Source organism: Scytonema hankhaensis NUACC26 (assembly GCF_045865695.1).
Classification (GTDB): Bacteria; Cyanobacteriota; Cyanobacteriia; order Cyanobacteriales; family Nostocaceae; genus Scytonema.
Map to the genome: position 1 here is coordinate 25,821 of NZ_BAACAP010000176.1, position 26,909 is coordinate 52,729.

Annotated in this window: 23 protein-coding genes; 11 read left to right on the forward strand and 12 right to left on the reverse strand. The window is 41.5% G+C overall.

All coding sequences use genetic code 11. From position 1 onward, the window contains the following. Positions 1-39: 39 nt before the first annotated feature. Positions 40-2,568, forward strand: coding sequence for a phosphoenolpyruvate--protein phosphotransferase (gene ptsP, locus ACKTT2_RS16005; RefSeq protein ID WP_407888565.1), 2,529 nt, complete (start codon positions 40-42; stop codon positions 2,566-2,568). 80 nt (positions 2,569-2,648) lie between these two features. Here ptsP and ACKTT2_RS16010 read toward each other — a convergent pair whose 3' ends face one another. The 4 genes from ACKTT2_RS16010 to ACKTT2_RS16025 all read right to left on the reverse strand — a co-directional run bounded on the left by ACKTT2_RS16010 (position 2,649) and on the right by ACKTT2_RS16025 (position 6,038). Then, complete coding sequence (locus ACKTT2_RS16010; RefSeq protein WP_407888568.1) at positions 2,649-3,038, reverse strand: hypothetical protein; 390 nt, start codon at positions 3,036-3,038, stop codon at positions 2,649-2,651. Positions 3,039-3,195: 157 nt separating this feature from the next. Continuing rightward, complete coding sequence (locus ACKTT2_RS16015; RefSeq protein ID WP_407888570.1) at positions 3,196-4,065, reverse strand: RNA polymerase sigma-70 factor; 870 nt, start codon at positions 4,063-4,065, stop codon at positions 3,196-3,198. Between the two features lie 276 nt (positions 4,066-4,341). After that, on the reverse strand, positions 4,342-4,836 hold the full coding sequence (locus ACKTT2_RS16020; protein ID WP_407888572.1) for a carboxymuconolactone decarboxylase family protein: 495 nt from the start codon (positions 4,834-4,836) through the stop codon (positions 4,342-4,344). Between the two features lie 101 nt (positions 4,837-4,937). Beyond that, positions 4,938-6,038, reverse strand: coding sequence for a hypothetical protein (locus ACKTT2_RS16025; protein ID WP_407888574.1), 1,101 nt, complete (start codon positions 6,036-6,038; stop codon positions 4,938-4,940). Between the two features lie 461 nt (positions 6,039-6,499). Between ACKTT2_RS16025 and ACKTT2_RS16030 the strand changes: the two genes are divergently transcribed. Then, entirely contained in the window at positions 6,500-6,781 is a 282-nt protein-coding gene (locus ACKTT2_RS16030) for a DUF2087 domain-containing protein (RefSeq protein ID WP_407888576.1), read from the forward strand. Here ACKTT2_RS16030 and ACKTT2_RS16035 read toward each other — a convergent pair. Next, a complete protein-coding gene (locus tag ACKTT2_RS16035; RefSeq protein ID WP_407888578.1) occupies positions 6,772-8,250 on the reverse strand; it encodes a CoA-acylating methylmalonate-semialdehyde dehydrogenase in 1,479 nt (492 codons plus the stop codon). The two genes, ACKTT2_RS16030 and ACKTT2_RS16035, sit on opposite strands and share 10 nt — an antisense overlap. A gap of 378 nt (positions 8,251-8,628) precedes the next feature. On the opposite strand from ACKTT2_RS16035, the gene infC reads away from it, so the two are divergent. From infC to ACKTT2_RS16050, 3 genes are all read left to right on the forward strand, one after another. Next, entirely contained in the window at positions 8,629-9,096 is a 468-nt protein-coding gene (gene infC / locus ACKTT2_RS16040) for a translation initiation factor IF-3 (protein ID WP_407888613.1), read from the forward strand. Between the two features lie 193 nt (positions 9,097-9,289). Then, entirely contained in the window at positions 9,290-9,955 is a 666-nt protein-coding gene (locus tag ACKTT2_RS16045) for a helix-turn-helix transcriptional regulator (RefSeq protein ID WP_407888580.1), read from the forward strand. A gap of 106 nt (positions 9,956-10,061) precedes the next feature. Next, a complete protein-coding gene (locus ACKTT2_RS16050) occupies positions 10,062-10,706 on the forward strand; it encodes a class I SAM-dependent methyltransferase (protein ID WP_407888582.1) in 645 nt (214 codons plus the stop codon). Between the two features lie 94 nt (positions 10,707-10,800). Here ACKTT2_RS16050 and ACKTT2_RS16055 read toward each other — a convergent pair whose 3' ends face one another. Continuing rightward, positions 10,801-10,950, reverse strand: coding sequence for a hypothetical protein (locus ACKTT2_RS16055; RefSeq protein ID WP_407888584.1), 150 nt, complete (start codon positions 10,948-10,950; stop codon positions 10,801-10,803). 626 nt (positions 10,951-11,576) lie between these two features. Beyond that, positions 11,577-12,233, reverse strand: a complete 657-nt coding sequence (locus tag ACKTT2_RS16060) for a DUF3386 domain-containing protein (RefSeq protein ID WP_407888586.1) — start codon at positions 12,231-12,233, stop codon at positions 11,577-11,579. 112 nt (positions 12,234-12,345) lie between these two features. Between ACKTT2_RS16060 and ACKTT2_RS16065 the strand changes: the two genes are divergently transcribed. Continuing rightward, positions 12,346-13,026, forward strand: a complete 681-nt coding sequence (locus ACKTT2_RS16065) for a LuxR C-terminal-related transcriptional regulator (protein WP_407888588.1) — start codon at positions 12,346-12,348, stop codon at positions 13,024-13,026. An 864-nt stretch (positions 13,027-13,890) separates the two neighbouring features. Then, positions 13,891-15,132: an FG-GAP repeat domain-containing protein gene (locus ACKTT2_RS16070; protein ID WP_407888590.1), complete on the forward strand. Its 1,242-nt coding sequence runs from the start codon at positions 13,891-13,893 to the stop codon at positions 15,130-15,132. Positions 15,133-15,297: 165 nt separating this feature from the next. Here the strand turns inward: ACKTT2_RS16070 and ACKTT2_RS16075 are convergent, their stop codons facing one another. From ACKTT2_RS16075 to ACKTT2_RS16090, 4 genes are all read right to left on the reverse strand, one after another. Further along, on the reverse strand, positions 15,298-15,918 hold the full coding sequence (locus ACKTT2_RS16075) for a Uma2 family endonuclease (RefSeq protein ID WP_407888592.1): 621 nt from the start codon (positions 15,916-15,918) through the stop codon (positions 15,298-15,300). 298 nt (positions 15,919-16,216) lie between these two features. Continuing rightward, on the reverse strand, positions 16,217-17,446 hold the full coding sequence (gene coaBC, locus ACKTT2_RS16080) for a bifunctional phosphopantothenoylcysteine decarboxylase/phosphopantothenate--cysteine ligase CoaBC (protein WP_407888594.1): 1,230 nt from the start codon (positions 17,444-17,446) through the stop codon (positions 16,217-16,219). Positions 17,447-17,479: 33 nt separating this feature from the next. Further along, positions 17,480-17,692 (reverse strand): protein IsiD, encoded by a 213-nt coding sequence (gene isiD / locus ACKTT2_RS16085; protein WP_407888597.1) that lies wholly within the window; start codon positions 17,690-17,692, stop codon positions 17,480-17,482. Positions 17,693-17,910: 218 nt separating this feature from the next. After that, on the reverse strand, positions 17,911-18,567 hold the full coding sequence (locus ACKTT2_RS16090; protein WP_407888599.1) for an alpha/beta hydrolase: 657 nt from the start codon (positions 18,565-18,567) through the stop codon (positions 17,911-17,913). A gap of 297 nt (positions 18,568-18,864) precedes the next feature. On the opposite strand from ACKTT2_RS16090, the gene purH reads away from it, so the two are divergent. After that, positions 18,865-20,415, forward strand: coding sequence for a bifunctional phosphoribosylaminoimidazolecarboxamide formyltransferase/IMP cyclohydrolase (gene purH / locus ACKTT2_RS16095; protein WP_407888601.1), 1,551 nt, complete (start codon positions 18,865-18,867; stop codon positions 20,413-20,415). 445 nt (positions 20,416-20,860) lie between these two features. On the opposite strand, the gene ACKTT2_RS16100 is transcribed toward purH, so the two are convergent. Then, positions 20,861-21,517, reverse strand: a complete 657-nt coding sequence (locus ACKTT2_RS16100) for a transaldolase family protein (RefSeq protein WP_407888603.1) — start codon at positions 21,515-21,517, stop codon at positions 20,861-20,863. A gap of 594 nt (positions 21,518-22,111) precedes the next feature. Between ACKTT2_RS16100 and ACKTT2_RS16105 the strand changes: the two genes are divergently transcribed. From ACKTT2_RS16105 to ACKTT2_RS16115, 3 genes are all read left to right on the forward strand, one after another. Then, positions 22,112-24,907: a diguanylate cyclase gene (locus ACKTT2_RS16105; RefSeq protein ID WP_407888605.1), complete on the forward strand. Its 2,796-nt coding sequence runs from the start codon at positions 22,112-22,114 to the stop codon at positions 24,905-24,907. Positions 24,908-25,186: 279 nt separating this feature from the next. Next, positions 25,187-25,687 carry a hypothetical protein gene (locus tag ACKTT2_RS16110; RefSeq protein WP_407888607.1) on the forward strand — a complete coding sequence of 167 codons (501 nt, stop codon included), beginning with the start codon at positions 25,187-25,189 and terminating at the stop codon, positions 25,685-25,687. Between the two features lie 247 nt (positions 25,688-25,934). Next, positions 25,935-26,756: a hypothetical protein gene (locus ACKTT2_RS16115; protein ID WP_407888609.1), complete on the forward strand. Its 822-nt coding sequence runs from the start codon at positions 25,935-25,937 to the stop codon at positions 26,754-26,756. Positions 26,757-26,909: the final 153 nt, after the last annotated feature.

Consider the following 26,909-nt stretch of genomic DNA (forward strand, 5'->3'; position numbering starts at 1 on the left):
GTTAGGTTAAAGCTTATTAAGAGAGTTGACGGGGTTAGCGTGATTGGAATTGTCATAGTCTCTCACAGCAAACAACTGGCAGAAGGAGTCCGAGAACTTGCAGCACAGATGACTCAGGGTAAAGTCTCTTTATCTGTAGCAGCAGGTATTGACGATCCAGAGAATCCGCTTGGTACAGACGCTATGCAGGTTTATGAGGCGATCTCATCTGTCTATAGTGATGAAGGTGTCATCGTTTTAATGGATCTAGGAAGCGCTTTGATGAGTGCGGAAATGGCATTAGAGTTTTTCCCTGATGAACAGCAACAGAAAGTCCATTTGTGTGAAGCCCCTATCGTTGAAGGAACAATCGCCGCCGCTGTTGCTGCTGCCTCTGGTACCAGTATAGAGCAAGCGATCGCTGAGGCAAGGGGAGCATTACAGGCAAAAGCTACCCAATTAAGTGTAAATACTAGTTCGTCATTTGCGAGTAACCAAGGACAAAGGACAAATGACCAAGGACAAACAACAAAAGAAATACACGTAACTATCCGTAATAGATTGGGATTGCATGCCCGCCCTGCCTCGAAATTTGTTTCAACAGCCGCTCGATTTCAATCTCAAATTCTAGTATCTAATATTACTCGACAAACAGAAGCGGTACGTGCTGATAGTATAAATCAAATTGCCACATTGGTTGCACGTCAGGGGCATCAGTTAGCGATCGCAGCTACAGGTGCTGATGCAGATGAGGCACTCAGTGCATTACAGGCACTTGTTGATAGTAATTTTGACGAGCAAGAAGACACCCCTCCTCCTCCCCTTTCTCCGCCTCTCTCTCTTTCCCCGTCTCCTCATCACTTCATACAAGGAATACCAGCATCTAGTGGAATTGCAATTGCAAGAGTTTATTATCATACTACAGAACCCATTCATGTGCAGCAATATCACGTAGAAGATGTAGAAACTGAATGGCAACGTTTGCGGGTCGCTATTCAAATTTCAAAAGAGGAAATTCAGTCCCTGCTTTCACAAGCGTGTACTCAAATTGGGGATGCAGAAGCAGCCATCTTTGACGCCCATCTCCTATTTTTAGAAGACCCCGTACTGTTAGAAGCAGTTCATCAACGCATTTTTCAACAGTACCAAAATGCAGAAGCCGCTTGGCAAGCAGTTGTTGAAGAACTGGTAAATAACTACCGGACTTTTGAAGACCCGTACTTACAAGATCGAGTTGCAGATATAGTAGATGTGGAGCAAAGGGTGTTGCGTCTGCTGACTGGATTTCAATCTCATATCAGTACTTCTAGTTTCTCTTCAGATAATTTGAATCCTTCGGAACCAGCTATTTTGATTGCTTCAGACTTAAGCCCTTCACAGACAGCTAGGTTAGACCCAACAAAGGTACTGGGCATCTGTACGACTTCTGGTAGTGCTATTTCTCACAGCGCTATTATAGCCCGAAGATTGGGTATTCCGGCAATTGTTGGTTTGCCAGAAGAAGTGATGCATTTGAGTCGGGATGCGATCGCAGCACTTGATGGCGATAGTGGTAGGATGTGGGTCAATCCAGAATCTGATGTTGTGAATGCACTAGAAGCAAAGCGAAATACACAGCAAGCTGTTCGTCAAGAAGCACTAGCAACGGTATTGAGTCCAGCAGTGACGCAGGATGGCAGACGCATTGATGTGTTCGCGAATATAACGGGTATAACGGATACAGAGGAAGCATTAAGATTTGGAGCAGAAGGGGTTGGGTTGTTTCGCACCGAGTTTCTTTACATGGAACGAATCAGCCCTCCTTCTGAAGAAGAACAGGAATTAATTTATCTGAGAGTTGCTCAGCAACTTGGCAATCGTCCTTTGATTATTCGGACTTTGGATGTAGGGGGAGACAAGCCAATTTCTTACCTAAATTTGCTATCAGAAAGTAATTCCTTTTTAGGTTGGCGTGGAATTCGCTATTGTCTCGATAATCCCGAAATTTTTAAACCTCAGTTACGGGCAATTTTAAAAGCTAGTCCCGGATACCAAATGAAAATCATGTTTCCCATGATTGCTACTGTGGAAGAAATACGAGCAGCTAAGGCAATACTGGCAGAAGTGCAAAGCGAATTACGTCAAGAAGGCGTTCCTTTTGATGAAGAAATGGAAGTAGGGATTATGGTAGAAGTTCCCTCAGCTGTTGCGATCGCGGATAAACTAGCTGCTGAAGTTGACTTTTTTAGTATTGGAACCAACGACCTCAGCCAGTACGTGATGGCTGCCGATCGCACGCATCCACTCGTAGCAGATTTGGTAGATGCTTTTCATCCTGCGGTATTGCGAATGGTTCAACAAACTGTTCGAGCTGCACGTACAGCCGGGATTTGGGTAGGGTTATGTGGCGAACTGGCTTCAGATCCGCTCTCCACATCGCTCCTACTGGGATTGGGGCTGAATGAGGTTAGCTTGAATCCTCGGTCTATTCCGGCATTTAAGCACGCAATTGGTCAAATGACAGCAGCGCAAGCAGAAGCGATCGTCGCCTCAGCATTACAACAAGATTCTGCACAAAAGGTCAGAGAGTTACTCGCACAAGCGCAGTAAAACAGGGGGTAGGGGATAGAGGGTAGGGAAGAGGGATTTTCACGAGCGAGATGAAATTTTTTATTGGGTTTGCCTTCTTCTTAAAATCTGATACCCAATTGTCCGTTGATTCCTCGAACAGAATTGTAGCCTACACCTACGAAAACATTATCAGTAGCCCTTGTCTGAACTCCACCAGAAAAAGCAACACCCTTATCTTCCGAATAGTACCCCAATCCTACATAAGGTGAAATTACGGGTAAAGGAATAAACTTTAGTACATCTACCCCAACAGCACCATCAGGACCAACACCTAATTCAGCCCCAAGATTTAAAGCCCTTGCACCAACAGAATAGGTAATATCACCTTCTTTGCTACCTACTGACACCCAAGGTTGTGGTATCAGTTGAGCATGAGCACTTTGTGGAGCCAATAGAGCTAATAAACTCATTGACGCAAACAATGTTTTTCCAATCACTGCTATTTTCACGTTTCACTCCTTCACGGGAAATAAGGTGTGTTCATTATGACTAACAAAGACGGAATTCGTCATGCCCTGGTGCCTGATGAGTGAAAAAATCTAGAAAATTATTGATTTACTAGAATGTTTGTAGTTGTACTTTGAATTATGAATTACCAGCCAGAAATTAGCAGAGATTGAAGTCTTGCTTCAACTTCTCTGGATTCCTCATCGTGTAGATCGATTGTATGTAGCCATCCAAGATATCAAATGTTGTCACGCTATGAATGCAGCTATCTATGAGTGTAACTACACCCGGTTGTCCGTTAATTTCAATGATATGAGCAACTGGTGTAGAAAGCCATTTGCTGTGAATCACTAGCAGAAAACGAGCGACTTTCATTGCTCCCTGTAACGGTTTTAAAGCAGCTGCAACCCGTCCACCACCATCTGACCAATAGGTGACATCTTTTGCCAGAAGCGCCATCAGACCTTGTAAATTACCTTGAGTGGAAGCTTCCAAGAATTTGGCTGTAATTTGCTCCTGTTGCTCATGAGAGACGGGAAAGCGAGGGCGTTCGGTCGCGATGTGCTGTCGCGATCGCCGTAAAATTTGACGACAGTTAGCCGAGCTTTTTCCTACCATTTGGGCAATGTCATCGTAGTCATAGTCAAACACTTCGCGCAACAGAAATACAGATCGTTCAATTGGCGATAATCGCTCTAGCACCACTAAAAATGCCATCGAAAGCGAGTCTGCTAACTCGACTTGACTAGCTGGATCGCTAGCGTGTTGAGTTAGTATTGGTTCGGGTAACCACACTCCTACATACTGTTCTCGTTGCACGCGGGATGAACGCAAGCGATCGATGCAAAGGCGGATAATAATCGTTGATAAATATGTTTTGGCTGATTTTACTGTGGTTTCTGTCGTTTGCTGCCAGCGAAGAAAGGTTTCTTGCACCATATCTTCAGCATCAGTCACCGTTCCTAACATACGATAGGCGATCCCAAATAATAATGAACGATGTTGATTAAAGGTTTCAAGGTAATTCATTTTTTTCCTCGCTTTAGCCCCTACTAACATAGGACGGGCGAGGACGCCCATCCCACAAACTAATTCGTAATTCGTAATTATGGACTTTAATTATTAGGACTTACGCATAGCCCACGCCAGTCGCCTTCGGAGGGAGACCCTCCTGCAGCGCTGGCTCCCCTTAAAAAGGGGAGCTAGGGGTCCCCTCTGGGGTTGGGGGGAGATGGGGGGATCGATAACGTTTGAAACTCCCAAAATAGCGTTGAATTTGCGTAAGTCCTAATTATGAATTACGAATTATTCAGTCAGGGATAGCGTTTTGGAAATTCCTTGACTCGCCAATGGTTCGGGCTGATAACTACCAGGAACCATTCGGGTTGTAATAGCAATGCGATTCCAGCTATTAATGGTGACGATCGCCACTAGCAGGTTAGCAATTTCATCGGGAGTAAAATAACGGCTCACTTCGTCGTAAATTTCATTGGAAACTGAATTTGTTGCAATCAGAGTGACAGCTTCTGTCAATGCCAGAACTGACTGTTCCTTTGGAGTAAAAAATGGTGTCTCTCGCCAAGCACTGAGAGCGTAAATTCTCTGTTCTGTTTCGCCGTTAAGTCTAGCGTCTTTGGTATGCATATCAATGCAAAATGCACAACCATTGATTTGTGATGCTCGAATTTTAATTAGTTCCAGCAGCGTCGGGTTAATGCCACTGCTTCGGACATATCGTTCTAGTTGCGACATTGCTCGATATGCGGCTGATTCTACTCCAAGTTCCATTCTGGGCTGCATTCTTGAATCTCCTGTTGAAGTATGTTAAGTCTTCACAATAGAGACGAACGAGGAGCGTTGGTTGTGACAAGTCAAAGGAGTTAATTGAAGACAAACTTTCTTCATGCAGTACCAATGGTAAGATAGTAATTAGTGTTACCAGCTTGCGGTTGAATGCGTAAGTAGTAAGTACCAGGAGCCAATGAAATAAATTGTAGACCATTAACCAGGTTGACTAAATCATCAACAGTAAAGTTAGCAGCACTGGGTGAGTAAATTCCAGAGTTTTTAGAACTGATAATCTGACCGTTGCTATCAAGTACTTGCTGGAGTACGCTCCTAGAGTAGCCATAATCACCTATAATCAAATCGCTAGCTTGATTTAAATCAAATCTATAATAGTCGCTAGCATCACCCAAGCCAACGGATTCATATACGCGAGTTTCAAGTGAACTGATGGGAAGTTGGCGAGCAGTACTTAACGAGTTTCCGGCATAGTCAATAGTAGCAGCGCGTCCTTCATACAGACCATAAGATTGAAAGTGTTCCAGTAAGTAGATACCTTTTAAAGAAGCTAAGTCGGGGTTATTTGCTTTGTAGTAGCCAGCATCAAAAAAGAGTGAAGACTTACGCCCTTCATTCAAACCATAAATTTCAAAATGCTCCAACAGTTGCCTATTGTTAAAAGATGCCAAGTCACTGTTGTTAGTACGGTAGTAGTTGAACTCGAAAAAGTCGGAAAACTGACGTCCTTCATTTAAACCATAGATCTCAAAGTGGTTCAAAAGTTGAGAAGAACTTAAGTTGTAGAGATCGGAGTTAAATGTCCGATACTCTGTTAAACTGAAAATTGGAGAAAATCTCCGACCTTCTGTGACACCATAAGTTCTTAAATGATTAAATAGTTGCTCATTGTTAAATAAAGCTAAATCGCTATTTTTAGCGCGGTAGTAGTTGAGGTCAACAAGTGGAGAAAAGCTGCGCCCCTCACTTAGACCGGAATTTTCCAAATGATTCAACAATTGGTTATTGTTGAAGTTGGAGAGGTCGGAATTGCTAGCCCGGTAGAAATTTAAATTAATGAGTGGTGAGAAGCGACGACCTTCGTTGAGACCAGAAGTCTGGAAGTGAGACAAGGCTTGAGCATCGTTTAAACCAGCCAAGTCGGAATTGGCAGCGCGATAGAAATTGGCATCAAATATGTTTGAGATAGACACAGCCATTATTAAAACCCCTAATTGCTGTATTTATACTAAGCGTTACACTTTGCTTGAGATCGAGGTAAAGTTAAGAAATTTAAAAATTTTCCCATATTTACATAAATTCTCCGGTGCCAGTGACATCACAGAAATAGGTGTAGCGACCTACAAGTATGTAATAGACACATTTGAGCGCAAATCAAATGACCAACTTACCTACTATTTACACCGAGACTGTTGACATAAAACAGATAGAGCCAAGTGCCACGCCAACAGACACACAAGCCGGGAATCTAGACCAACTTAACTCATCAAAATTCATGTATAGGAATCCTACTTGAATCTTGCTCAGTGTACTTAGAAGAAAAGCTTTGTATATCAAACTTCTAGGCTGCTTAGTTGTTCAAAAATCAAATAGGAGTCCTATAGCGAATACAATCAAATTTGAATGAAGTTATTAATTCACTACATTTTCCGCAACAACTATGAATGACTCAGAGGACTTGAAAAGGTACTTAGACGAACAAGGACGTGTGAAAGAATGGCCTTCTAAACGAAATAGGGGTAAATTTCAGCAATTGGTTTTAGAGTATTTGGCAAACAAATTTGAGATTGATACTATTTACTCCGAAAAAGAGGTTAACCAATTGCTGAACCAGCATCACAACTTTGGTGATGCTGCTTTGTTAAGGCGAGAGTTATTCGAGCGAGGACTAATTGATAGAACGCGAAATGGTTCGGCATACTGGCGCAAGATTCAGAACTGACGGGACCAGTTGCTAGGCCAGCGTTCTACAACGACTTTTATTTGAGTAAAAAATTCAACTGCATGATTGCTTTGACCGTGTAAATCGCCAAAAAAACTTTCTTTCCAACCGCTAAATGGGAAAAATGCCATTGGTGCGGCGACTCCTATATTTATACCTATATTACCAGCCTCAGCTTCATAGCGAAACTTACGGGCTGCAGCACCACTTGATGTAAATAAACAAGCCATGTTCCCGTATTGACCGCCGTTGACTAGGGCGATCGCTTGCTCGATTGTCTCTACATGAATTAGGCTCAGTACGGGACCGAATATTTCTGTACGCGCAATTTCACCTGATGGATCTACGTTTTGCAGAATTGTAGGACGTACAAAATACCCTTTTTCATAACTTGGTATACTAGGAGACCGACCATCTACTAAAACTTTTGCTCCTTCATCCGCGCCTTGCTGAATTAAACTCTCAATTCTGGTCTTGCTTTGAGCGTTAATCACAGGTCCCATTTCGACACCTGAGTCTAAACCACAACCAACAACACGCTTTTGAGCAGTTTCGGCGATCGCTTCTGTAAAACTCCGACTTGCTTCTCCAACAGTGACAACAATGGAAGCAGCAAGACAGCGCTGTCCCGCACAACCAAAGGCACTATCAGCTGCAATACGTGTTGTCATCTCCAAATCTGCATCTGGCAAAACAATCAGTGGATTTTTTGCTCCGCCTTGGCATTGAACTCGCTTGCCGTTAGCTGCTCCTCTACTATAGATATACTTTGCAACTGGTGTAGAACCAACAAAGCTAATTGCTCGAATCTTGGGATGAGCCAAAATTGCATCGACAACTTCTTTGGCACCATTGACTAAGTTAACAACACCTTGAGGCAATCCAATTTTTTCCAGTAATTGAAAAACTTTTTGCATTGTCAGTGGAACTTTTTCTGATGGCTTAACAATGTAAGTATTTCCACACGCAATGGCATAGGGCAAAAACCAAAAGGGGATCATTCCTGGGAAATTGAATGGAGCGATAACAGCACACACTCCCAAGGGTTGGCGGATCGTCATTTCATCGATCCCCTTAGCAATGTCTTCCAAGTTGCTTCCTTGCATCATCATGGGGATTCCACAGGCGACTTCAACATTTTCAATAGCGCGGCGTATTTCTCCTTTGGACTCAGCCAAAGTTTTACCGCATTCTAAGGTAATGGTGCGAGCCAAGTCCTCAAAGTGTTCTTCTAATAAATTCTTGAGTTTAAATAGATACTGTACTCGCTCTGTCGGTGGTGTACGCCGCCAACTGCTAAAAGCTTCAGAAGCTGCTTGGACTACCTGTTCTACTTCAGAAGCTGGTGATAGTGGGACTTTAGCTAGTACCTCTGCCGTCGCTGGATTAATAACGTCCAAATACTCTGTAGCGCTAGAAGGACACCACTGATTGTTGATGTAATTGGGTAGTGCGAGCGCGTTTTCCATAAGTTAAATATTATGTTGGTATTAGTGCAAGGTTATGAATATCCTACGAGCAAAGCATTACAGTCAACAATCTAATTTTGAGATCTGTATTTCATTCAAAGAAGATAGGTATTGAGCGAAATTATAATTAATATTTTTTATATTTATGTTACAATTACTACTTTTGTTTATTTTTATTACTGATATATCAGTTGAATAAATCTCGATATAATAAATATATAGTAAGTTTGTCCAGCTAATGTAAGGTAGTAGTCTTTTTAACACAACACAAGATCCTAACTATGTTCGTAGTTAGTGTTGTGCTACCTTGGTATTACTTGTAAAGCAAAGCTATTGAACAATTGAGAGGAACGCATTATCGTAATTCAAAAGCAACTCATCAACTCACAAATTAAGTCACCTCAAGTCTTCTTGATCGACCACGAGAACAATAATCGTGGGTTGATTGACACCCGTGAGGCTCTAGAGCTAGCTGAGAGCGTAGATCTCGATCTAGTTGTAGTCTCCGAAAGCAAAGAAGCCCCGGTGGCGAAGATCCTGAACTATGGCAAGCTTCAGTATCAAAAGAAAAAACGTCAGACACAAAGCTCTAGACCTACAGTTAAGGAAGTTCGTCTTCGTCCAAACGTCGGTCTAGCCGATTATAATTTACGTATCAGTCAAGCGACTCAATGGTTGAGTAAAGGCGATTCAGTCAAGTTTATGATTCGCTTAAGGGGCCGAGAAAATCAATATCGCAATAATGCAGCAGAATTGCTAGACCGTATTGTAGCGGATCTGAGTTCAGTGGGCAAAGTCCAATCACTTGATAAGCGATCGCTGATTGTTCAAGTGGTTCCCTCATAAATTAATTTCTTAGGGATTTCTGTATCCCTTTATCAATAGATACCACATAAGCGATTTGAGCCTATAACTCAAATCGCTTATCTGTATTGACGTTGAACTACTTACACAATACCACAGACACTTTTGTCAAGTGACACTTGACAATATTTTTTTAAAGATGTAAAGTAATACTTGACAGCGAACTGATAAAGCTATGAAAAACCGACTGAAAGAACTTCGACAACTATACCAGTGGTCACAATCTGACCTCGCTAGAGAATTAGGAGTTAGTCGTCAGGCGGTCAATGGTTTTGAATCTGGCAAGTTCGATCCCAGTCTTGACATGGCTTTCAAAATTACCAACCTGTTCAATGTTGCAATCGAAGACGTTTTCATCTACGAGGCAAAGAACTCTATGCAAACACTAGCTGAACGAGTCAAAAACTTCTTTGGCTTCGAGTTTGGTTTTGAGCGATTCACTGAAAATGCGATTAACGCAATCAATTTTGCCCGCAATGAGGCAACGCGATCGCAGAACTTACTTGTTGAGCCAGAACATCTGCTTGCTGGCTTGTTAGCCGATCCAACTACAACAAGTGCTCGTTTACTTCAAGCGAATGGCTGCTCGATGGACATCGAAACCAATGAACATTCTTTTGATTCCTTTTTGAATCCAAAATTCAGTCCACAAAGTAAATTCGTGCTAGAACTTGCCTTGCAAGTTGTTCGGCTTCGAGGTAAAAAGTCTATTGGAACCGAACACTTACTGTGGGGCTTAATTCGGCTAGTTGAAACAGGCAACACTGTTGTGAGTGACTTATTAAAGCGCTACGAGATCGATCTTGAAGCCCTAAATCAGCAACTTGCACAAATGATTTAATCCAGAACCGTTTGGTGCAGTCAGAAGTTATTCTACTAGTCAGGGAACTTGTGGGGTTTTCATCAATGATTTAGAACTCCTATACGACAATAACAGGAGGTAAAAAATGGTAGAAAGCCAGCCTTGTAATTGTGCTAACTGTGGTAAACGTTTATTTGCTTGGATGATGTCTTTAGATAAAGGAGGTAAATATGATAAAGCTGTAGAAACTCGCAAGCAATCCCTTTTTGGGAGTCTTAACGGTAATGTTTTAGAAATTGGTCCTGGTACTGGTGTCAACTTAGCTTACTTTCCCAAAAATATCAATTGGATGGGAATTGAGCCGAATCCGTTTATGCATTCTTATATCAAAAAAGAAGCTCAGCAACTTGGTTTCAACAATATTGATATCCGTACTGGTACTGCTGAGGAGATAGATGCAGAAGACAATAGTGTAGATGCGATCGTAAGTACCCTCGTCCTATGTTCAGTTCCAAATTTATCGAATACATTACAGGAAATTTTACGAGTGCTGACACCAGGGGGACGCTTTCTATTTATTGAACATGTTGCTGCACCCAAGGAAACACTGTTGCGAAAGGTTCAAAGTACAATTCGTCCCTTATGGAAATTAGTGGGAGATGGTTGTCATCCAGATAGGGAAACTTGGAGTGCTTTGGACAATGCTGGATTTTCAAACTTGAATTACGAACATTTTCGCGCTCCAGTTCCTATAGTCAGTCCTCATATTGCAGGAGTAGCAACTAAGTAGGAAGCCCTTGAAGGGTAGCGGTTTAGCGAAGCTTACTAGGATTAGGAAATTTTTAGAAAAAACGGGTATGGGGTGAATATTTCACCCCAAGATATTATTGATTGATTTTTAATGGCTTTGAAAAAGCGATCGCTTCAAAATTTGGCTCAAGAATCTTTAGATGGTTTTGGTTTGCTGATTGCCCTAGCCGATCGATAATTTCATTCAATCGAGTGTTGAGAGTTGTAGGACGGTTTCTGCTCACGGTAGTATACCCTAATAAAGTGACTGTTGTTGGAGAGTGTTTTTACTTATAAAATCTGTTAAAGCTCAACATATGAATTTCGCGATCGTAGTAACAGTATCTAAAATGTTTTCAAGATATACATATTAAATGGTGTTGAAGCGAGTATTTATTCTCAGCATCTATCCGAAGGTTGTTTTCCTTCTTGAATTTTATCTTATCACAAAAAAGTATTTATCCGGAAATAAAAAAAATCATAAAATACAAAAATTTTATTTATCAGTATTATTTCTGTATTTAAATATCTTACGCTTTCTCCGTTAAATTCTTAGAAAAGCTTTTAAAGCTTAGGTTTTCAATTAGGGAGTTCCAAATAAATAAGTCTCCAAAAATCTCTTGTGGGGTGGGCGTCTCGCCTGTCAGCAAGCAGGGGTGGGCGTCCTCGCCTGCCCCACAATAAGTTGAATTTATTTTTTGCAAATCCCTTAAGTATTGAATAAAGTTCCTGTATTGCAAATGGTAATTCTAGCTTGTAAAAGAAGTAATCTATCATCTTAGCATAAAAATCCCATTCTGGTGCAATTTGCAATAGAACGGGATGATTTATAAAAATTCGGGTAAAAAGCTATACTGATTGTCCTGGAGTGCTACTCAGCAGTAGGTTCTAACAGTTTGATATTCGAGAAGATGAATTCTTGGGTGTGAACTCGATCGTCTGCTTCAGTCCGAATCACGCGGCGATTTAAGATAACGTAGTCGCCAACCTTTTCGTACTCATCCTCAAATTCACTTCTTCCACCCTTCTGTTCCCCTGTTTTTGGATCGTGGTAAACAGAGTCATATGTGTGGGAGAGGTAGCCTTCACCTGTATCATGACTACTAAATGTATTAATAGTTACAACTACACTATGAATGTGTCGGTGAACAAGACATACTTCGTTATTGCGGACTTTATATCTATCGCCTTCTGCCTTACCGCCCATTAAAATTTCCACAGCACCAGTTTCATCAGTCGCGCCATAGCGAAAGGTATTTGCGCCGTGGGTTTCTTCAAAAGTACGACGAATGCGGTGAATAGCTATTTCCCACAACTGATTGTTAAGCGCTTGGGTTGCTTGTTCGTCTTCTACGTCAAAGACTTCTGCCTTGAGATTAGCGTTGACACAAACTTTACCTGCAAACACTTTGTCACCATGCTTATAGGTTACATCTGCAGTATACCCTGGGAAGTTTTTATCCCAAGTGTAGCGGTTTTCGTAAGCAGCCCGAAAGAATTCTTGGGCAGAGACTTGTGTTGCAGTCACAGGATTCTCCTATAGTTACTAATTATGTAAGTTTTTAGCTTTGCTCCTATCAGTTAGCATAGAAATAATTATTAAGAATGCATAGTCCTCAAGTGGGTACACTTATATTGCAATGGCTAACTCCCTTCATGACCTATTTCAAGCGATCGCTAAAGCTCAAAACGAGCAAGAACTACGACTAGCTGTCATGAATACAGTTGGCGAGTACTTTGGTGTGCAACACTGGGGTATCTACCTAGTAGATGACCATTACACGGCTGAGGCTGATGTGAATGTTATCCCAGATGTTTGTTTAGAAAGCAACCCTGTCGGGCAATATGTAGTTGAGCGCCATGCTCCAGCCCACGAGGAATTAGTGTTACCATCAGGCGACTGGAAAAATTTTTGCTCCCGCCACGATCACGAACACGTCATGAGCGGACCAATTGTTTGTGATGGTCGTCTTGTGGGAACACTAAATTTAACACGTGCTAGCGGTGCTCCAGCTTTTGATGCCAACGATCTCGCCGATCTCAGTGCATTGTGCTTGCACTTGTCAGCAAAAATTTCTACTTTACAAGCGCAAGCAAAACCAACAGTACTCAACTCACCGCTAGCCAATCGCCTAACACCACGAGAATTAGAGATAGCGGCACTAGTCGCACAAGGGTTAACAAATGCAGAAATTGGGGAAAAACTTTGGATTACACAAAATTCAGTTAAGCAAGCTTTAAAAAGGATGTTTCGTAAGTTAGGAGTCTCAGCTCGAACTGAGATGGTGGCAAAGCTACAAAATGTTTTAGCATCAAGCTAAATTTGTTATTGGTTATTTGTCATTTGTCATTGGTAATTCAGGTGGGTATTTCCCACCATATTTATACTGAAATAGCAGTTCTAAATCATTCTTGAAAATTGAAATTTTGAGTCCCCTTACTAAGGCTATAGTGTACGCAAAAATCAAATTTACCCCACCCTAGCCCTCCCCTTGGAAAGGGGAGGGAACTGGAAATCTAATTTCCCCCCTTTTCAAGAGAGATTAAGGAAATCTAATTTCCCCCCTTTTCAAGAGAGATTAAGGAAATCTAATTTCCCCCCTTTCCAAGAGGGATTAAGGAAATCTAATTTCCCTCCTTTCCAAGAGGGATTAAGGAAATCTAATTTCCCCCCTTTCCAAGGGGGGATTAAGGGGGGTAAATTTAGACTTCTGTGTACACTGCAGCCTTACTAAGAGGGGACTACAGGGGGGTGAATTTTCTTAAGATTGCTATACTGACATCTTGCACCTTCTTAATAAAGGGGTGGTGGGCAGTGCCCACCCTACGAAAGGATAAGCTTTTCCGGCTATGCCGCACAAAAGACTTGGTGGTGGGCTGTCTTCCCTACCTACGTGTACTTTGTAAATCAAATAGGATTGCTATATTGCAAAAATTACATTAGAAGCCCACAACAGTATGAAATATGTATTAATTACTAATATGACTGTGCTATGAAAAATAAAACAATGTAATTGTTAATATATAACATTTCAAATAAAAAAAATAATTATAATCTTCGTTTTTTAATAACACATTGAGAAGAACATAAAAAATGAAAAATACATTGAATCTGTTAACGATTAACATAAGCCATAAAAAATATGGGTTAAAAAATGGAGGAACACTAAAAAGAAAGAAGCGTCATGACGGGATCTCTCGATACAACCATCAAGTCAAATACTTCTAGTACCTCCCTTATTAATGACAGCCAAAGCAATCAATACCTTGGCGTAACAAATGATTTAAATACTCAGAGTTTTTATGGTACTTCAGAATCATCTTTAGAATCTGGATTAATACCCGATAACATTCTGACGCCAGCTAAGAACCCCAATCCCCTCATCACAAGTTCCGCAATTCTTGCTGACTTTAATGCTGATGGGAAGAACGATAAGCTCTGGTATAACACTCAAACTGGAGAAACCTCTATTTGGTTGATGGATGGTAACAATATTCTTGCTGAAGCTGCTCTCAAAACAATAGCTCCAGGCTCGACATTGAATATTGCTGATTTCAATGCTGATAATAAAACAGATCTCCTCATAAGCAATGCTCAAACAGGTGAAAGCACTATTTGGGTTATGGATGGGACAACAATTGTCTCTGAAACTCCTCTCACTGCTTTAGGTGCTGGATGGAGTCCTACCCTTGTTGATTTTAACGGTGACAGCAAAACTGATATTTTCTGGCGCAACTCTCAAACAGGTGAAAACAAAGCTTGGTTGATGGATGGTACTACTGTCACATCTGAAGCTGCATTAGATAGCTTTGATACAAATTGGACAGCTAAAGCAGGCTTTTTCAACGGTGATACCAATACAGATATTTTGTGGCGCAATAACGCCACTGGCGAAAATATCATTTGGTTTATGAATGGTACGACTGCTTCTCCATCTGCAGCGCCTACTTTAGGTCCTGAATGGGAAATTGCTAGCTTTGGTGATTTTAACTTTGGCGTTCAAACTTTCGAGACTGATATTGTCTGGCGCAATACTGCAACTGGAGAGAACAAAGTTTGGCTCTTTGATGATGGAAACGTTGTTGCCGATACTGCCTTACCTACGCTTGCTGGTTCTGGTTGGAAGTCTTTAATTGGTGATTTTGACGGTAACGGTAACACCGATATTTTCTGGTACAACGAAGAAACGGGCGAAAATAAAGTTTGGACAATGGATGGTGCAACTGTAACAAGTGATGTTTCTCTGCAAACTCAAAGCCCAGGAGGTGCTTGGAGACCTAGCATTTCTGATGTCAATGGAGATGGCAAAACTGATATCTTCTGGCGCAATTATCAAACAGGCGAGAATAAGATTTGGACAATGGATGGTACTACTTACAGTGAAGCTCCTATAGCAACACGTTCTCCTGAGTGGTATACCGCTTAATTTTTTAGCAAATAATAAATCTGACCCCCCGCCTCGTTTCCCAGGCTCCGCCTGGGAATGCCTTTTGAGAGGCTCCGCCTCCCGATCTACCTCATACGCGAGGCAGAGTCTCGCCCACTGCATTCCTAGGGAAAACCAGGGAACGAGAGAGTACCTAATGAGAGGTCAGGTTCCTCCAGCTTGAAAAATTTGTTCAGCAGTCACATTCAATTCTGGGAAAGCTAATGACACGATGCGGTCATTACCTCTAAACAATCGAACTTGATATTCTTCACCTACCAATTGATAAACAGAAATCGTTGGTTGTTTTGGATTGCCAATAAACTTTTGACCACCTAGCCCTAAATAATCTACTATCCAATATTCTTTTATTCCTATTTCTTCATACTCACCTAGCTTTTTATGATAGTCATCGCGCCAATTAGTGCTGACAACTTCAATAACCAAAGGAATTGAATCGGCTAGCTCGACGGTTGAATATTGCTCCCATAACTGTTCCAATTCCAACGCTGGAAGGTTTAACAGTAGTACATCAGGGGAATAGCAAGATTCGCTACTAGGAAACTGAATTAATGCTGTTTTAGGAATGAAATAAGGTAAGTTTAATCGGTCATATTCAAGCGTTAGCAAACGTATTAAAAACCCTATAATTACTTCATGCTTCCCTACAGGCTGCGCCATTTCAACAATTGCTCCATTGTGTAGTTCATATCGTTTACTTGAGTTTTCTGGATACCATTCCAGAAAATCCCTAATTGTAACTGGCTTTCTTAAAGCTTGTGTCATCTAAAACCTCCTACTTATAAGCTTTTAGTTTTTGTATATCTTAGTTATAAATAAGTTTACTAAAGGTATCGCTATCGTTATTTCTCTTGACTACTGACACTCTCGACTCATCACCAATTTAATTGGGACTTCCAAGAAATAAAATATACAATCATTAAAAATGATAATCATCATAATGGGGGAGGGCAATGGTTGCCAACGGTAACCATTGCCCTCCCCGAATACACATGAAAAGTTTGCACTTTCCTGGACTTACTGAAAAGTGCTATTTAATGGTACTAGTATAGTTAATGCAGTATTAGTTGCTTTGTAAAAAATCAAAAATATGATGAGCCATTTGTAATTTGGAACAAGGAGGAATTTCCAACTGTCGTCCTTGCTTATCTAAATAAATAGCTTGATTGCTGTCACTACCAAACCCAGTCCCCGGTTCATCTATGGGATTAGCAACGATCGCATCTAAATTTTTCCTGTGTAATTTCTCTAATGCTGGCTTGACTATATCCCCTGTTTGTGCTGCAAATCCAATTAAATGTTGATGGGATTGTTTGAGTTGTGCTAACTCAGCAATAATATCGGGTACGGGTTCTAAAGGTAACGCTTCAGGAAGCTGTTTCTTTGCTAACTTCTGTTGACTGTAATCTCTTGGCTTAACATCTGCAACTGCTGCTGACATAATAATAACGTCTGCATTTGGTAAATACCTGAGCATTTGCGATCGCATTTCTTCTGCACTCACAACGGGGATCGCCTTTATTCCCAAAGGAATCTCCCAACTTGCGGTCCCATGTACTAGAGTTACATTTGCACCTCTATGAAGTGCTGCTTGTGCTAAAGCTAACCCCATTTTTCCAGTAGAAGGATTGCCAATAAATCGCACGGGATCGAGATACTCCCGCGTCCCTCCCGCGCTAATCAAAATTTGCTTTCCTGCTAAATCTCTTTGCCCTGCAGTGTGTAGCAACGATTGGACGTAAGCGACAATTTCCCAAGGTTCCGCCATTCTACCCGCCCCGACGCGATCGCATGCGAGTAATCCCGATGCTGTACCGATCCCGTGAAATCTTTGCTCTGTTAAAAGTTGTTGCCAGTTCCTCTGTACAACTGGTTGCTCCCACATATCAGTGTTCATGGCTGGGGCTACCAGTACCGGACATCTAGAAGCCAGAACCGTGTTCGTCAGCAAATTGTCAGCTAAGCCATAAGCTAACTTTGCCAAGGTATTTGCCGTCACTGGAGCAATTAAAATCAGATCTGCCCACTCTCCCAAATCTATATGTAATGGGCGAGAGCGATCGGATTGCCAAAAATCTTCATCTGTATAAGCCTGATGACGGGAGAGTGTTGCTAAAGTCAAAGGCGTGATAAATTTTTGTGCTGAATTGGTGAGAATAACTCTTACCTCCACACCACTTTTAAACAGTGTGGACACAACCTCACAGATTTTGTAGGCGGCGATACCGCCGCCCACACCTACGATCGCTCTTGCCAATTTTGGATTTTGGACTTCTGATTTTGGATTTGTCATAAGCAAGAATCGCAAATCTAAAATCCAAAATTGTTATGCTTCATCATATGGTTCTAGATCTAATAGATGAATGTATGGTTCAACTAACTCAGGACGTTGGAAAGCGATTGCCCGGAGTAGATGCCAATCATTCAAACCCTCAAAAGCGCCACTGTAGTTGTCTTGTTCTAGACGTGTTGCTAATTCTTCCACCTCTTGTGGAGTCATAGCAGCAATGTCTTTTCTAGAAATGCTTAGAGTTGTCATTGTCCTTGCCCCTCCCTTTTGCAGCATTCGCATCCACCATGGGTTTTGGTTGCGACGATTGCAACCACCCAATATATATTACTCACTAAAAAGAGTAGTTTTCGTGAAATTATTCAGGATTTCTACCAGATTTTGTAAAAATTTTGTAACCCCAACAACACAATCTTTAAAGACAAGCCAAATTGTGGGGTTTAAGAGCGGTAGCAGAATTCTATTACCTAAGTATTAGCAACTATAAAATTGCGTAATAACTCTAGCATTTCCGGACGGATTTCATGCCCTATGTCAAATTCATGGTATTCTACTGAGAACCCAGAAGATTCTAGAGTTTGACGTGCTATGACTGCTGCTTGCAGTGGCACTACTGTATCTTGTCTGCCGTGCATAATTAAAACTGGAGGCAGAGGTGAATCTGTAGATATTTTTGAAGAAGAATCATTTTTTGTTTCATCTTTCTTTTCAACTGGATGTAAATATCCACTCATGGAAATTAAACCAGCTAGAGGTAATGTGACTCCTACATCCAAAGTCATAGCCCCACCTTGGGAAAAACCACTCAGAATCGTGCGAGATAGCGGCACGCCCGTGCTACTTTCCAATGATTTCAACCAATCTATCAGCTGTTGGCGACTTTCTGACAATCCTTGATACAAATTTTCCGTTTGCAGGTCATACCAAGCTCTTCCTAGAGCAGAATAAGGATAAGGATAGGGCGCATTAGGAAATATGAATTGATATTCCGGTAACCTAAAAAAAGGTAAAAGATATGCCACATCCTCTGCGTTTGCTCCCCACCCATGTAAAGTGACAATTAGACCTTTTGGGGGCTGGTCGGTTTGTGGAGGGATATTGATAGATTGTAAAGTAGGAGTCATTAGTCAAGAATTAACACTCAACAGTCAATAGTTAATACTCTTTGGTTTTGCACTCAATAGTCAATAAGTCAGTCGTCCGAAATAAAGTGAACTAGTCAAGATTGTCATTTGTCATGAGTGGCGGGCGGGGACGCCCGCACCACGGAAATTAGCTCATTAGTTAAGGTTGTTATTAGTCATTTGTCATGAGTGGCGGGCGGGGACGCCCGCACCACGGAAATTGAGGAGATTTTGCACCTTCACTATCTATAAAATAGACTTCTGCCCTCATTTTTATACAAAAGAGACTTGGGAATTATGGCACGTCTAGCACTGCTGAGTGTATCTAACAAAACTGGTTTAATTGACCTCGCCCGTAGCTTGGTGGAAGAATTTGACTTTGAAATCATCAGCAGCGGAGGTACAGCTAAAGCTTTGAAAGATGCAGGAATTCCAGTGACAAAAGTAGCTGATTATACTGGTTCACCGGAAATTTTGGGTGGACGAGTCAAAACACTGCATCCTCGGATTCATGGTGGGATTCTAGCTCGAAGAGACGTACCCGAAGATCTAACAGATTTGGAAAATAACCAAATTCGTCCCATTGATTTAGTGGTGGTGAATCTTTATCCTTTCGAGGAAACTATATCTACTGAAGGTGTAACTCTACCCGAGGCAATCGAGCAAATAGATATTGGTGGTCCTGCTATGCTGAGGGCAGCATCAAAAAATTTTGCCCATGTAACTACTTTGTGCGAGCCAGGGCAGTATGAAGAATATTTACAAGAAATGCGCCGATCTGGTGGCAATCTATCTTTTGAATTTCGCCAAAAATGTGCTTTAAAAGGATTTTTACAGACTTCTAGCTACGATCGCGCGATCGCTGAGTATCTGACTCAAAATCTCTCCCATAGCACAGAAGGGGAAGTGTTCGACAACTACAATCTTTCTGGCAAACAATTACAAGCCCTTCGCTATGGAGAAAATCCCCATCAAAATGCAGCTTGGTATCAAACGGGAACTCATCCAAGTGGATGGGCAGCAGCAACTAAACTGCAAGGCAAAGAACTCAGTTATAATAACTTAGTTGACTTAGAAGCATCTCGAACTCTGATTGCTGAGTTTACGGATACAAGCGCAGCAGCAATTATTAAACATAACAATCCTTGTGGTGTTGCATTAGGAAATACTCTCCACGAAGCTTATCAAAAAGCATTTAATGCTGACTCCGTGTCTGCTTTTGGTGGAATTGTTGCCCTCAACCGTACCATTGATGCTGAAACTGCAACGGAATTGACAAAGACGTTTTTAGAATGTGTAGTTGCTCCCGATTGCGATGCTCGCGCACAAGAAATTTTAGCTGCTAAGTCAAAGGTGCGAGTATTGACATTACCACAGCTAAGCAGTGAACCAAAAGATTTAGTAAAAGTTATTGCAGGTGGTTTCCTCGTGCAAGCTGCTGATGATATATTAGCCGATACAAGTCAATGGCAATTTGTCACGGAAAAAAAACCTACAGAACAAGAGTTAGAAGAACTGCTATTCGCTTGGAAAGTTTGCAAACACGTCAAGTCTAATGCTATTGTTGTAAGTCAAAACCTAACAACCCTGGGTGTAGGTGCAGGTCAAATGAACCGTGTTGGCTCTGTAAAAATTGCATTAGAACAGGCAGGGGAAAAAACAAAGGGAGCATTTTTAGCAAGTGATGGTTTCTTTCCCTTTGATGATTCGGTGAGAACTGCCGCCGCATCTGGAATTACTGCTATTGTCCAACCAGGAGGCAGTTTGCGCGACCAAGATTCGATCGATGCTGCTAATGAATTGGGTTTGGTTATGGTGTTAACGGGTACTCGTCACTTTTTACACTAGGGTTAGTCACTGGTCACTGGTCACTGGTCACTGGTACACTTAGCAAAGTGTCACCTTTTCCACTTGCTCTTGAACGAAGACAATGATATTCTCTAGTTGTGTGTGAGGAGCAAGTGTAAATCAAAAAACGTCTGGGGTGGAAACACGGCAACACTCCCGGACGTTTTTTGCATAAGAGAGATTTTAGAATACAAGAACAAACGATAATTTTCTTCTCCCACTAACCATTAACCACTAACTAGTAACTAATCTAGTCCAGTTTTCAAAGTGTCACCTTTTTCACTTGCTCTTGAACAAAGATAATGATATTCTTTAGTTGTGTGTGAGGAGCAAAGTGTAAATCAAAAAACGTCTGGGGTGGAAACACGGCAACACTCCCGGACGTTTTTTGTATTGAAGATAGTTTAGAGTTTGTACGCCAAAACAAATAAAACTTTTCTTCTCCCTACTTCCTACTCCCTACTCCCTTTGTCAAACCAACACCATCCCGATTAAAGTCTTCAAAAGTTTTCTCAGAGAGTTCGTGAGTTGTCATTGCTTGCAACATTGCTAAAGGAAGTGTCAGATGATCTGCCCCTGCTTGGAGAGATGCTGCTGCTTCTTGTGGTGATTTGATGCTGGCTGCAAGAATTTTTACATTGCTTTTTTGAAGTACACTTGCCATGTCTCTTACTAAAGCAATACCGTCACCTAACAATTTTGTAGCACGATTGACATATGCGATCGCAATCTTAGCACCTGCTTCCCGTGCAACTGCTGCTTGCGCTGCACTATATATTGCCGTTACCGAACAAGTTATTTCTGGAGACAAATACGCTACCACTTGAAATCCAAGGGACGTTGCAGGAATCTTTAGTATTGTTTGCTCGCCAATAATTTCATAAGCTTTTCTTCCTTCTGCTACCATTCCATCAAAATCAGATGTTGTCAATTGATAGTATAAAGGTCCAGTTGTCAACTGTGATAATTTTTTGAGTGCGATTTCTGGCGGTTCATTGCTTTTCGCTAAAAGCGTTGGATTTGTAGTAATGCCTTTCACCCATCCCATTTTGCTGGCAATTTCAGCTTCTGAGACCATTGCCGAGTCTAAATAAAGTGCCATAGATTTCCCAATGCGCCTAAATACTTTTTATGCGACACTACTATTTTTTCGGTAATTGTAATCAAAAACAACAATAGCGATCGCTCTTTTTCAGAATCTCAGCAAAAATACGGCATTCTTATTTAAAATTAATACTTTTAATCTTAAGTACTTATACAATGTTATTTTTTTAAAAAATCTTTAGAATTATAGATATAAAACATTAAGATTTTATAAAACTTTTAAAAAGTAGGGTAAAAGTAAGTAAGTTAACACAGTCAGTTATGACAACTGTTGACTGGTAACAGTAAATACCCAAGAGTAAAGACTTCTTAGAAACAGAGAGCGGTTCTGGGTATTCACGGTTAACTGCAAGTAGTTTTTCTTGATGGACTTTTCTCTATATATGGGGATCGAGAACCTAGGGTGCAAGTAGCAACAAAGTATATGGAGCCGCAAGCTTGAGATAGCAAGTTTTCCAAGGAAATTGATTCCAAGGACGCTCGCATTCAGGGCTATTTCGTTGCTATCTATCTACAAGACATTGAAGTACTTGACGGTAAGGACAGTCAACCGGACAAGTGCTGACTCAGCATTAGGGTAGGGCGAAATTTTATGATGAATACTGTGATTGAACTAACTCAAAAATCGGGATGTTATTCAGGTACTGGAGATAGTAAATTTCAACAAAAAGTAAATATTCTTCTCGTTGAGAATAATTCATCTAATCAACTGACTTTAGAACAGTCACTCAACCAGTTAGAACATAATTTGGTAAGCGCTAATTCTATAGAAGCAGCTTCATACTATCTTTCTATTCATGAATTTGCTGTTATCTTGCTTGATATGGAAATGTCTGGAGTTGACGAATTAGCAAACGCGACATTTTTGAGGAAATACCCAAAGAATCATAACACACCAATGATTTTGCTAACAACTTCTAGCAATCTCGAACAAGTTGTATTAAAAGGCTCTAGGATGGGTACAGTTGATTACCTGTTAAAGCCGCTTGTACCGGAACTGTTGTTGGCCAAGGTATCGGTCTTTGTTAGCTTGTTTGTTAAAACATTGGAATTAGCTCAAGCAGAAGAAGCAGTGCTAGCTTGTGGTGTTCGTTTGTCTGGGATTTTAGATAATTCTTCTGATGCTGTGATTTTAGTAAACTCTGCCCACCTCATTACAATATTTAATAGAGAAGCAGAAAGGATTTTTGGTTACACAGCTTCTCAAGTTTTGGGTCAACCAATTGATATTCTCTTTCCTGATTGTGCTGCTAATCAGCAATTTCAACAGATTTTTGTGTCTTTTCGTGCTGACACATCTTTAGATAAGATAGGGGAACGCTGTGAAATTATAGGTTGTCGCCAAGATGGAACAAAATTTCCCTCCGAAGCTTCCATGTTTCAACTAGAGTTGGTCAACGGTAATTACTTTACTATTATTCTTAGAGATGTTAGCGATCGCAAAGCAACGGAAGCCGCTCTACGGAAAATAGAAGCCAATTTTCAAGCTTTTATGAATCACAGCCCGCTTTTATGCTGGATAACTGATAGCAATGGTCAATTCGTTTATTGCAATAGAAGCTTTGAAAATTGGTGCGAACGATCGGTATTAGAGGTAATAGGAAAGACAATTTTTGACCTCTATCCATTGGAAATTGCTCAACAACAATTAAACTGTATTAAATATATTACTAGCACTGGAAACGCTTCTGAGTTAAACGAGTCTATCTTAAACTCTAATGGAAAAGTTTACGAGTTTTTGACATATCAGTTTCCTTTATTTGATGCAAACGGGCAAACATTAATAGGTGGTGTAGCTGTCGATCTCACCGAACGCAAACAAGCAGAATCAGACCTTTTGTTACGAAATCAACAATTGCTAACTCTTCATAAAATTTCTGAAATAGCTTTGAACACAGAATCTCTCGAAACAGCAGCTCGAGAAACCGTCACGGAAATTAGTCTAGCCACTTGTTTTCCTGTTGTAGCGATCGAACTTTATAATCGCGATCGTCATGTTATGGAATTTATCGGAGTAACAGGAATTCCCGCACTAGCTTCTTGTGACAATCTGGAAGTTCCCATAAACCAAACTCTTTCTGGCACAGTTGTTTTGACAGGGCAGCCTTTGGTTAAACTTTATCAACCAGAAGAAACTACAGTACATTCTACCAATCCAATCTTAAAACAACTCAATGTTCAGACGTTTGTATGTCAACCAATGCTAGTTAACCAACAAGTAATAGGAACTTTGAGTTTGGCTCATCCAGAACGAATTCAGCCAGATGCATCATTTCTAAGATGGATAGCCAGTTTGGCGAACTTTGTTGCTTCTCTAGTGGAACGAAAGCAAGTACAGCAAGCATTGCAACTAGCTAATTCACAACTCAACAGTTGGGTTAAGGAATTAGAAATACGCAATCGCGAAATTGCATCGTTAGGTGAACTGAGCGATATTTTACAAGCTTGTGTATCTGTTGAAGAAGCACATCAAGCACTCGCTAGATTAATTCAACATTTGTTTCCTGATGTGTCAGGTGCAATCTTTGTGCTAAATCGTGAAAAAAATTTGTTAGAAGCAGTGGCGGCTTGGGGGAATGCTGATGCTACAACTGAGTTATTTTTTGAAGCGCAAGATTGTTGGGGACTGAGACGGGGAAGGCTACATTTAATAGATGCCAACCTTTTATGTATACCCTGTCATCACAGGAAACAAAAAAGTTATTCTCAATCTTCTAGTGAATCTTTGTGCATTCCTATGATGGCGCAAGGAGAGGCTTTGGGGGTACTGTATTTAAGTTCCGATGAACCAGGAAAACTAAAAGCAAAACAGCAGTTTGGTGTCACCACAGCCGAACACATCGCTGTGGGATTAGCTAACTTAAGATTGCATGAAGCTCTTAAGCAACAGAGTATTTGCGACCCTTTAACTGGTCTATTTAATAGACGTTACCTTGAAGATACTTTAGAAAGGGAAATTCACCGGGCGAAACGCCAACAAAGCACTATTGGGATCGTCATGATAGACATTGACTACTTTAAACGCTTCAATGATACTTTTGGTCATGATGCTGGGGATGCTGTATTGCAAGAATTAGCCGCGTTTTTGAAAAAACATATTCGAGATGGTGATATTGCCTGTCGTTATGGTGGTGAGGAAATGATGTTAATATTACCATTGGCTTGTTCAGCAACAACTCTAGAACGTGCTGAATTGATTCGAGAAGGTGTCAAGCATTTAGTATTGCAACATCACGATCGCAACTTAGATACCATATCGTTATCTCTGGGAGTGGCTTGCTACCCAGAACACGGTTTGACTGGCGAGGCTGTGATGAAAGCTGCAGATGCTGCTTTGTATTGTGCTAAACAAGAAGGTCGCGATCGCGTTTGTGTTGCTCAGCCTTGAGTGAATACTTGATGTTCGGAAATCGTAAGTGTTGGAGGCTGACACCATTTTACCTGGGCATAGATCACCGTAAGTTCCCGGAATTATGCAACAGTATCGAAGAAAAAATCATTCCGTCTCCTTGGTCATCCTCGTGTCCACGGTGATAAATTTAAGCTCAACGACTCAACAACATGGTGGACACCCGATAAAATGTTAGAGATACTCGACCCAAAATTAGGGCGAATGCGCCTACATCTATGGTGCCATCTCCATTTCCAGCAGTCTGCCAAGACCAATATGCATGTCATCCAAGTTGAGCGACTATCAGAAGCACTCATGGGAAAAGCTAGACCTTTATGGCTGGTCTGGGTAGGCGAAGGAATACCCGAATTATCCCATACCTGGCGTCAGTATCTACGTCGCTTTGCTGTTGACCACTGGTATCGATTCGCCAAACAACGTCTTCACTGGACACTACCCAAACTAGGTACCAGGGAGCAGTGTGAGCGATGGAGCGATCTTATGCCACTCCTTAGTTGGCAATTATGGTTGGCTCGCGATCTTGTGATTGATCGCCCTCTTCCTTGGCAGAAGTCAATCACCAATTTGACACCTGGAAGAGTTGCTCAGTCGATGGGAGCAGTTTTCACGGCGATTGGCACACCATCACATCCTCCCAAACCCCGTGGAAAGTCACCAGGGTGGTCTATAGGACAACCTCGTCGTCGTAAAATCCGTTGCCCCATTGTCAAAAAAAGTACTTCTCGACCAAAAAAACAACAGTCAAAGTTGGCTTGAATCTTTAACTTTTATATTTTGATGTGTGTAGCTCCTTAACTCAGTACCTCTGAGTCACTTTGTTGTGTCTTAGTCTAAACTCCAGTCAGAAATACAGGGTATAAACTCTTGCAATTGTAAAGTTTTGTAAAGAAATAGCCGATTGTGCGTAAAACTTACACCCTTGAAGCTGAGAAGTATACAGAAATTTCTTTCAGTTCATAATGTTTAGTTGGTTTAAAACGTCACTAATCAAACAAAGTAGAATATGAAAATCAAAAGATGTCTAACACTCATTCTCACTACAGCAACATTCTTATCTATTCCTTTACTTGCCGCTAATCTAAATGCAGCTACTACAAGCAATAAACGGATAGAAAATTCAAAATTAAAACTAGGTCTACCAACCCGCGATGGTTCTGTTCCTTCGATTCAGTTAGCACAAAACAATGAAGCGGTAGAAACACCTGACCCTAACCAAGAAGTGGACACTAATGGCGCAAATCCAGCCGAAGATCCATCTGTCCAACGGGGACTGGCTCTGGCCGAACAGGTTTACAATGCAAATGATCCGGTTCAGGCCCGTTCAGATCTGACCGTAGAAGAACAAAACTTAGTGGATAGTGTGACTCAGCCTGCTGCTTTGGAGGTTCAGTCCCAGCCGATCGATAGCGCTCCGACCCAGGGCGCTCCGACCCAGGGCGCTTCGACCCAGGGCGCTTCGACCCTGAGCACCTATACTGGCTGCTGGGGATTGAATCAAAGCGCTAAAAGAAAGGCGTTGCTCGGCAATACGCTCTATACCTACTGGCAAACAACCCAGGTCTGTGCGAGGAATGGTCGGGTGACTTCCGTAGCAGTGACAAATGCTGGCGGAGAGACCAGCACTCCAGGTTGGCGAATTGCTCGCAATCCCACGACAAGCACGAAAAATGTAGGCTGGGAGGGTCGTGGTCTGGCACGATATTACTTTGTTTTGGGAGCAGGCGGGATCGATGTTCAGAATCCCACGGATTGCATTCAGATGAGGTTGAATGGCAACGGGCGTAATTATCGGTACCTGTCCAGCTGCAACCTGGATGCTTCTTAAAGGTTTCCGCGTGTTGCAGGAGACCATGCAGCTTCACAATTTATGATGTGTTGCGGCACTGGTCTTCCGGAATAACAAGGCGATCGCATTTTTAGAGTCACCTTTTTTACATGGTTTTACTAGAAATTCTGGTGTATAATAGTTGAGAGCACC

What these genes read in the sequence shown, in the direction of transcription:
- ACKTT2_RS16015 (WP_407888570.1), bottom strand. Translation starts at nt 4,065, where the DNA reads ATGAATTACCTTGAAACCTTTAATCAACATCGTTCATTATTATTTGGG.
- ACKTT2_RS16105 (WP_407888605.1), top strand. Translation starts at nt 22,112, where the DNA reads ATGATGAATACTGTGATTGAACTAACTCAAAAATCGGGATGTTATTCA.
- ACKTT2_RS16045 (WP_407888580.1), top strand. Translation starts at nt 9,290, where the DNA reads ATGAAAAACCGACTGAAAGAACTTCGACAACTATACCAGTGGTCACAA.
- coaBC (WP_407888594.1), bottom strand. Translation starts at nt 17,446, where the DNA reads ATGACAAATCCAAAATCAGAAGTCCAAAATCCAAAATTGGCAAGAGCG.
- ACKTT2_RS16090 (WP_407888599.1), bottom strand. Translation starts at nt 18,567, where the DNA reads ATGACTCCTACTTTACAATCTATCAATATCCCTCCACAAACCGACCAG.
- ACKTT2_RS16100 (WP_407888603.1), bottom strand. Translation starts at nt 21,517, where the DNA reads ATGGCACTTTATTTAGACTCGGCAATGGTCTCAGAAGCTGAAATTGCC.
- ACKTT2_RS16115 (WP_407888609.1), top strand. Translation starts at nt 25,935, where the DNA reads ATGAAAATCAAAAGATGTCTAACACTCATTCTCACTACAGCAACATTC.
- ACKTT2_RS16020 (WP_407888572.1), bottom strand. Translation starts at nt 4,836, where the DNA reads ATGCAGCCCAGAATGGAACTTGGAGTAGAATCAGCCGCATATCGAGCA.
- ACKTT2_RS16065 (WP_407888588.1), top strand. Translation starts at nt 12,346, where the DNA reads ATGGCTAACTCCCTTCATGACCTATTTCAAGCGATCGCTAAAGCTCAA.
- purH (WP_407888601.1), top strand. Translation starts at nt 18,865, where the DNA reads ATGGCACGTCTAGCACTGCTGAGTGTATCTAACAAAACTGGTTTAATT.
- ACKTT2_RS16050 (WP_407888582.1), top strand. Translation starts at nt 10,062, where the DNA reads ATGGTAGAAAGCCAGCCTTGTAATTGTGCTAACTGTGGTAAACGTTTA.
- ACKTT2_RS16025 (WP_407888574.1), bottom strand. Translation starts at nt 6,038, where the DNA reads ATGGCTGTGTCTATCTCAAACATATTTGATGCCAATTTCTATCGCGCT.
- ACKTT2_RS16070 (WP_407888590.1), top strand. Translation starts at nt 13,891, where the DNA reads ATGACGGGATCTCTCGATACAACCATCAAGTCAAATACTTCTAGTACC.
- ACKTT2_RS16035 (WP_407888578.1), bottom strand. Translation starts at nt 8,250, where the DNA reads ATGGAAAACGCGCTCGCACTACCCAATTACATCAACAATCAGTGGTGT.
- isiD (WP_407888597.1), bottom strand. Translation starts at nt 17,692, where the DNA reads ATGACAACTCTAAGCATTTCTAGAAAAGACATTGCTGCTATGACTCCA.
- ACKTT2_RS16030 (WP_407888576.1), top strand. Translation starts at nt 6,500, where the DNA reads ATGAATGACTCAGAGGACTTGAAAAGGTACTTAGACGAACAAGGACGT.
- ACKTT2_RS16110 (WP_407888607.1), top strand. Translation starts at nt 25,187, where the DNA reads ATGCATGTCATCCAAGTTGAGCGACTATCAGAAGCACTCATGGGAAAA.
- ACKTT2_RS16075 (WP_407888592.1), bottom strand. Translation starts at nt 15,918, where the DNA reads ATGACACAAGCTTTAAGAAAGCCAGTTACAATTAGGGATTTTCTGGAA.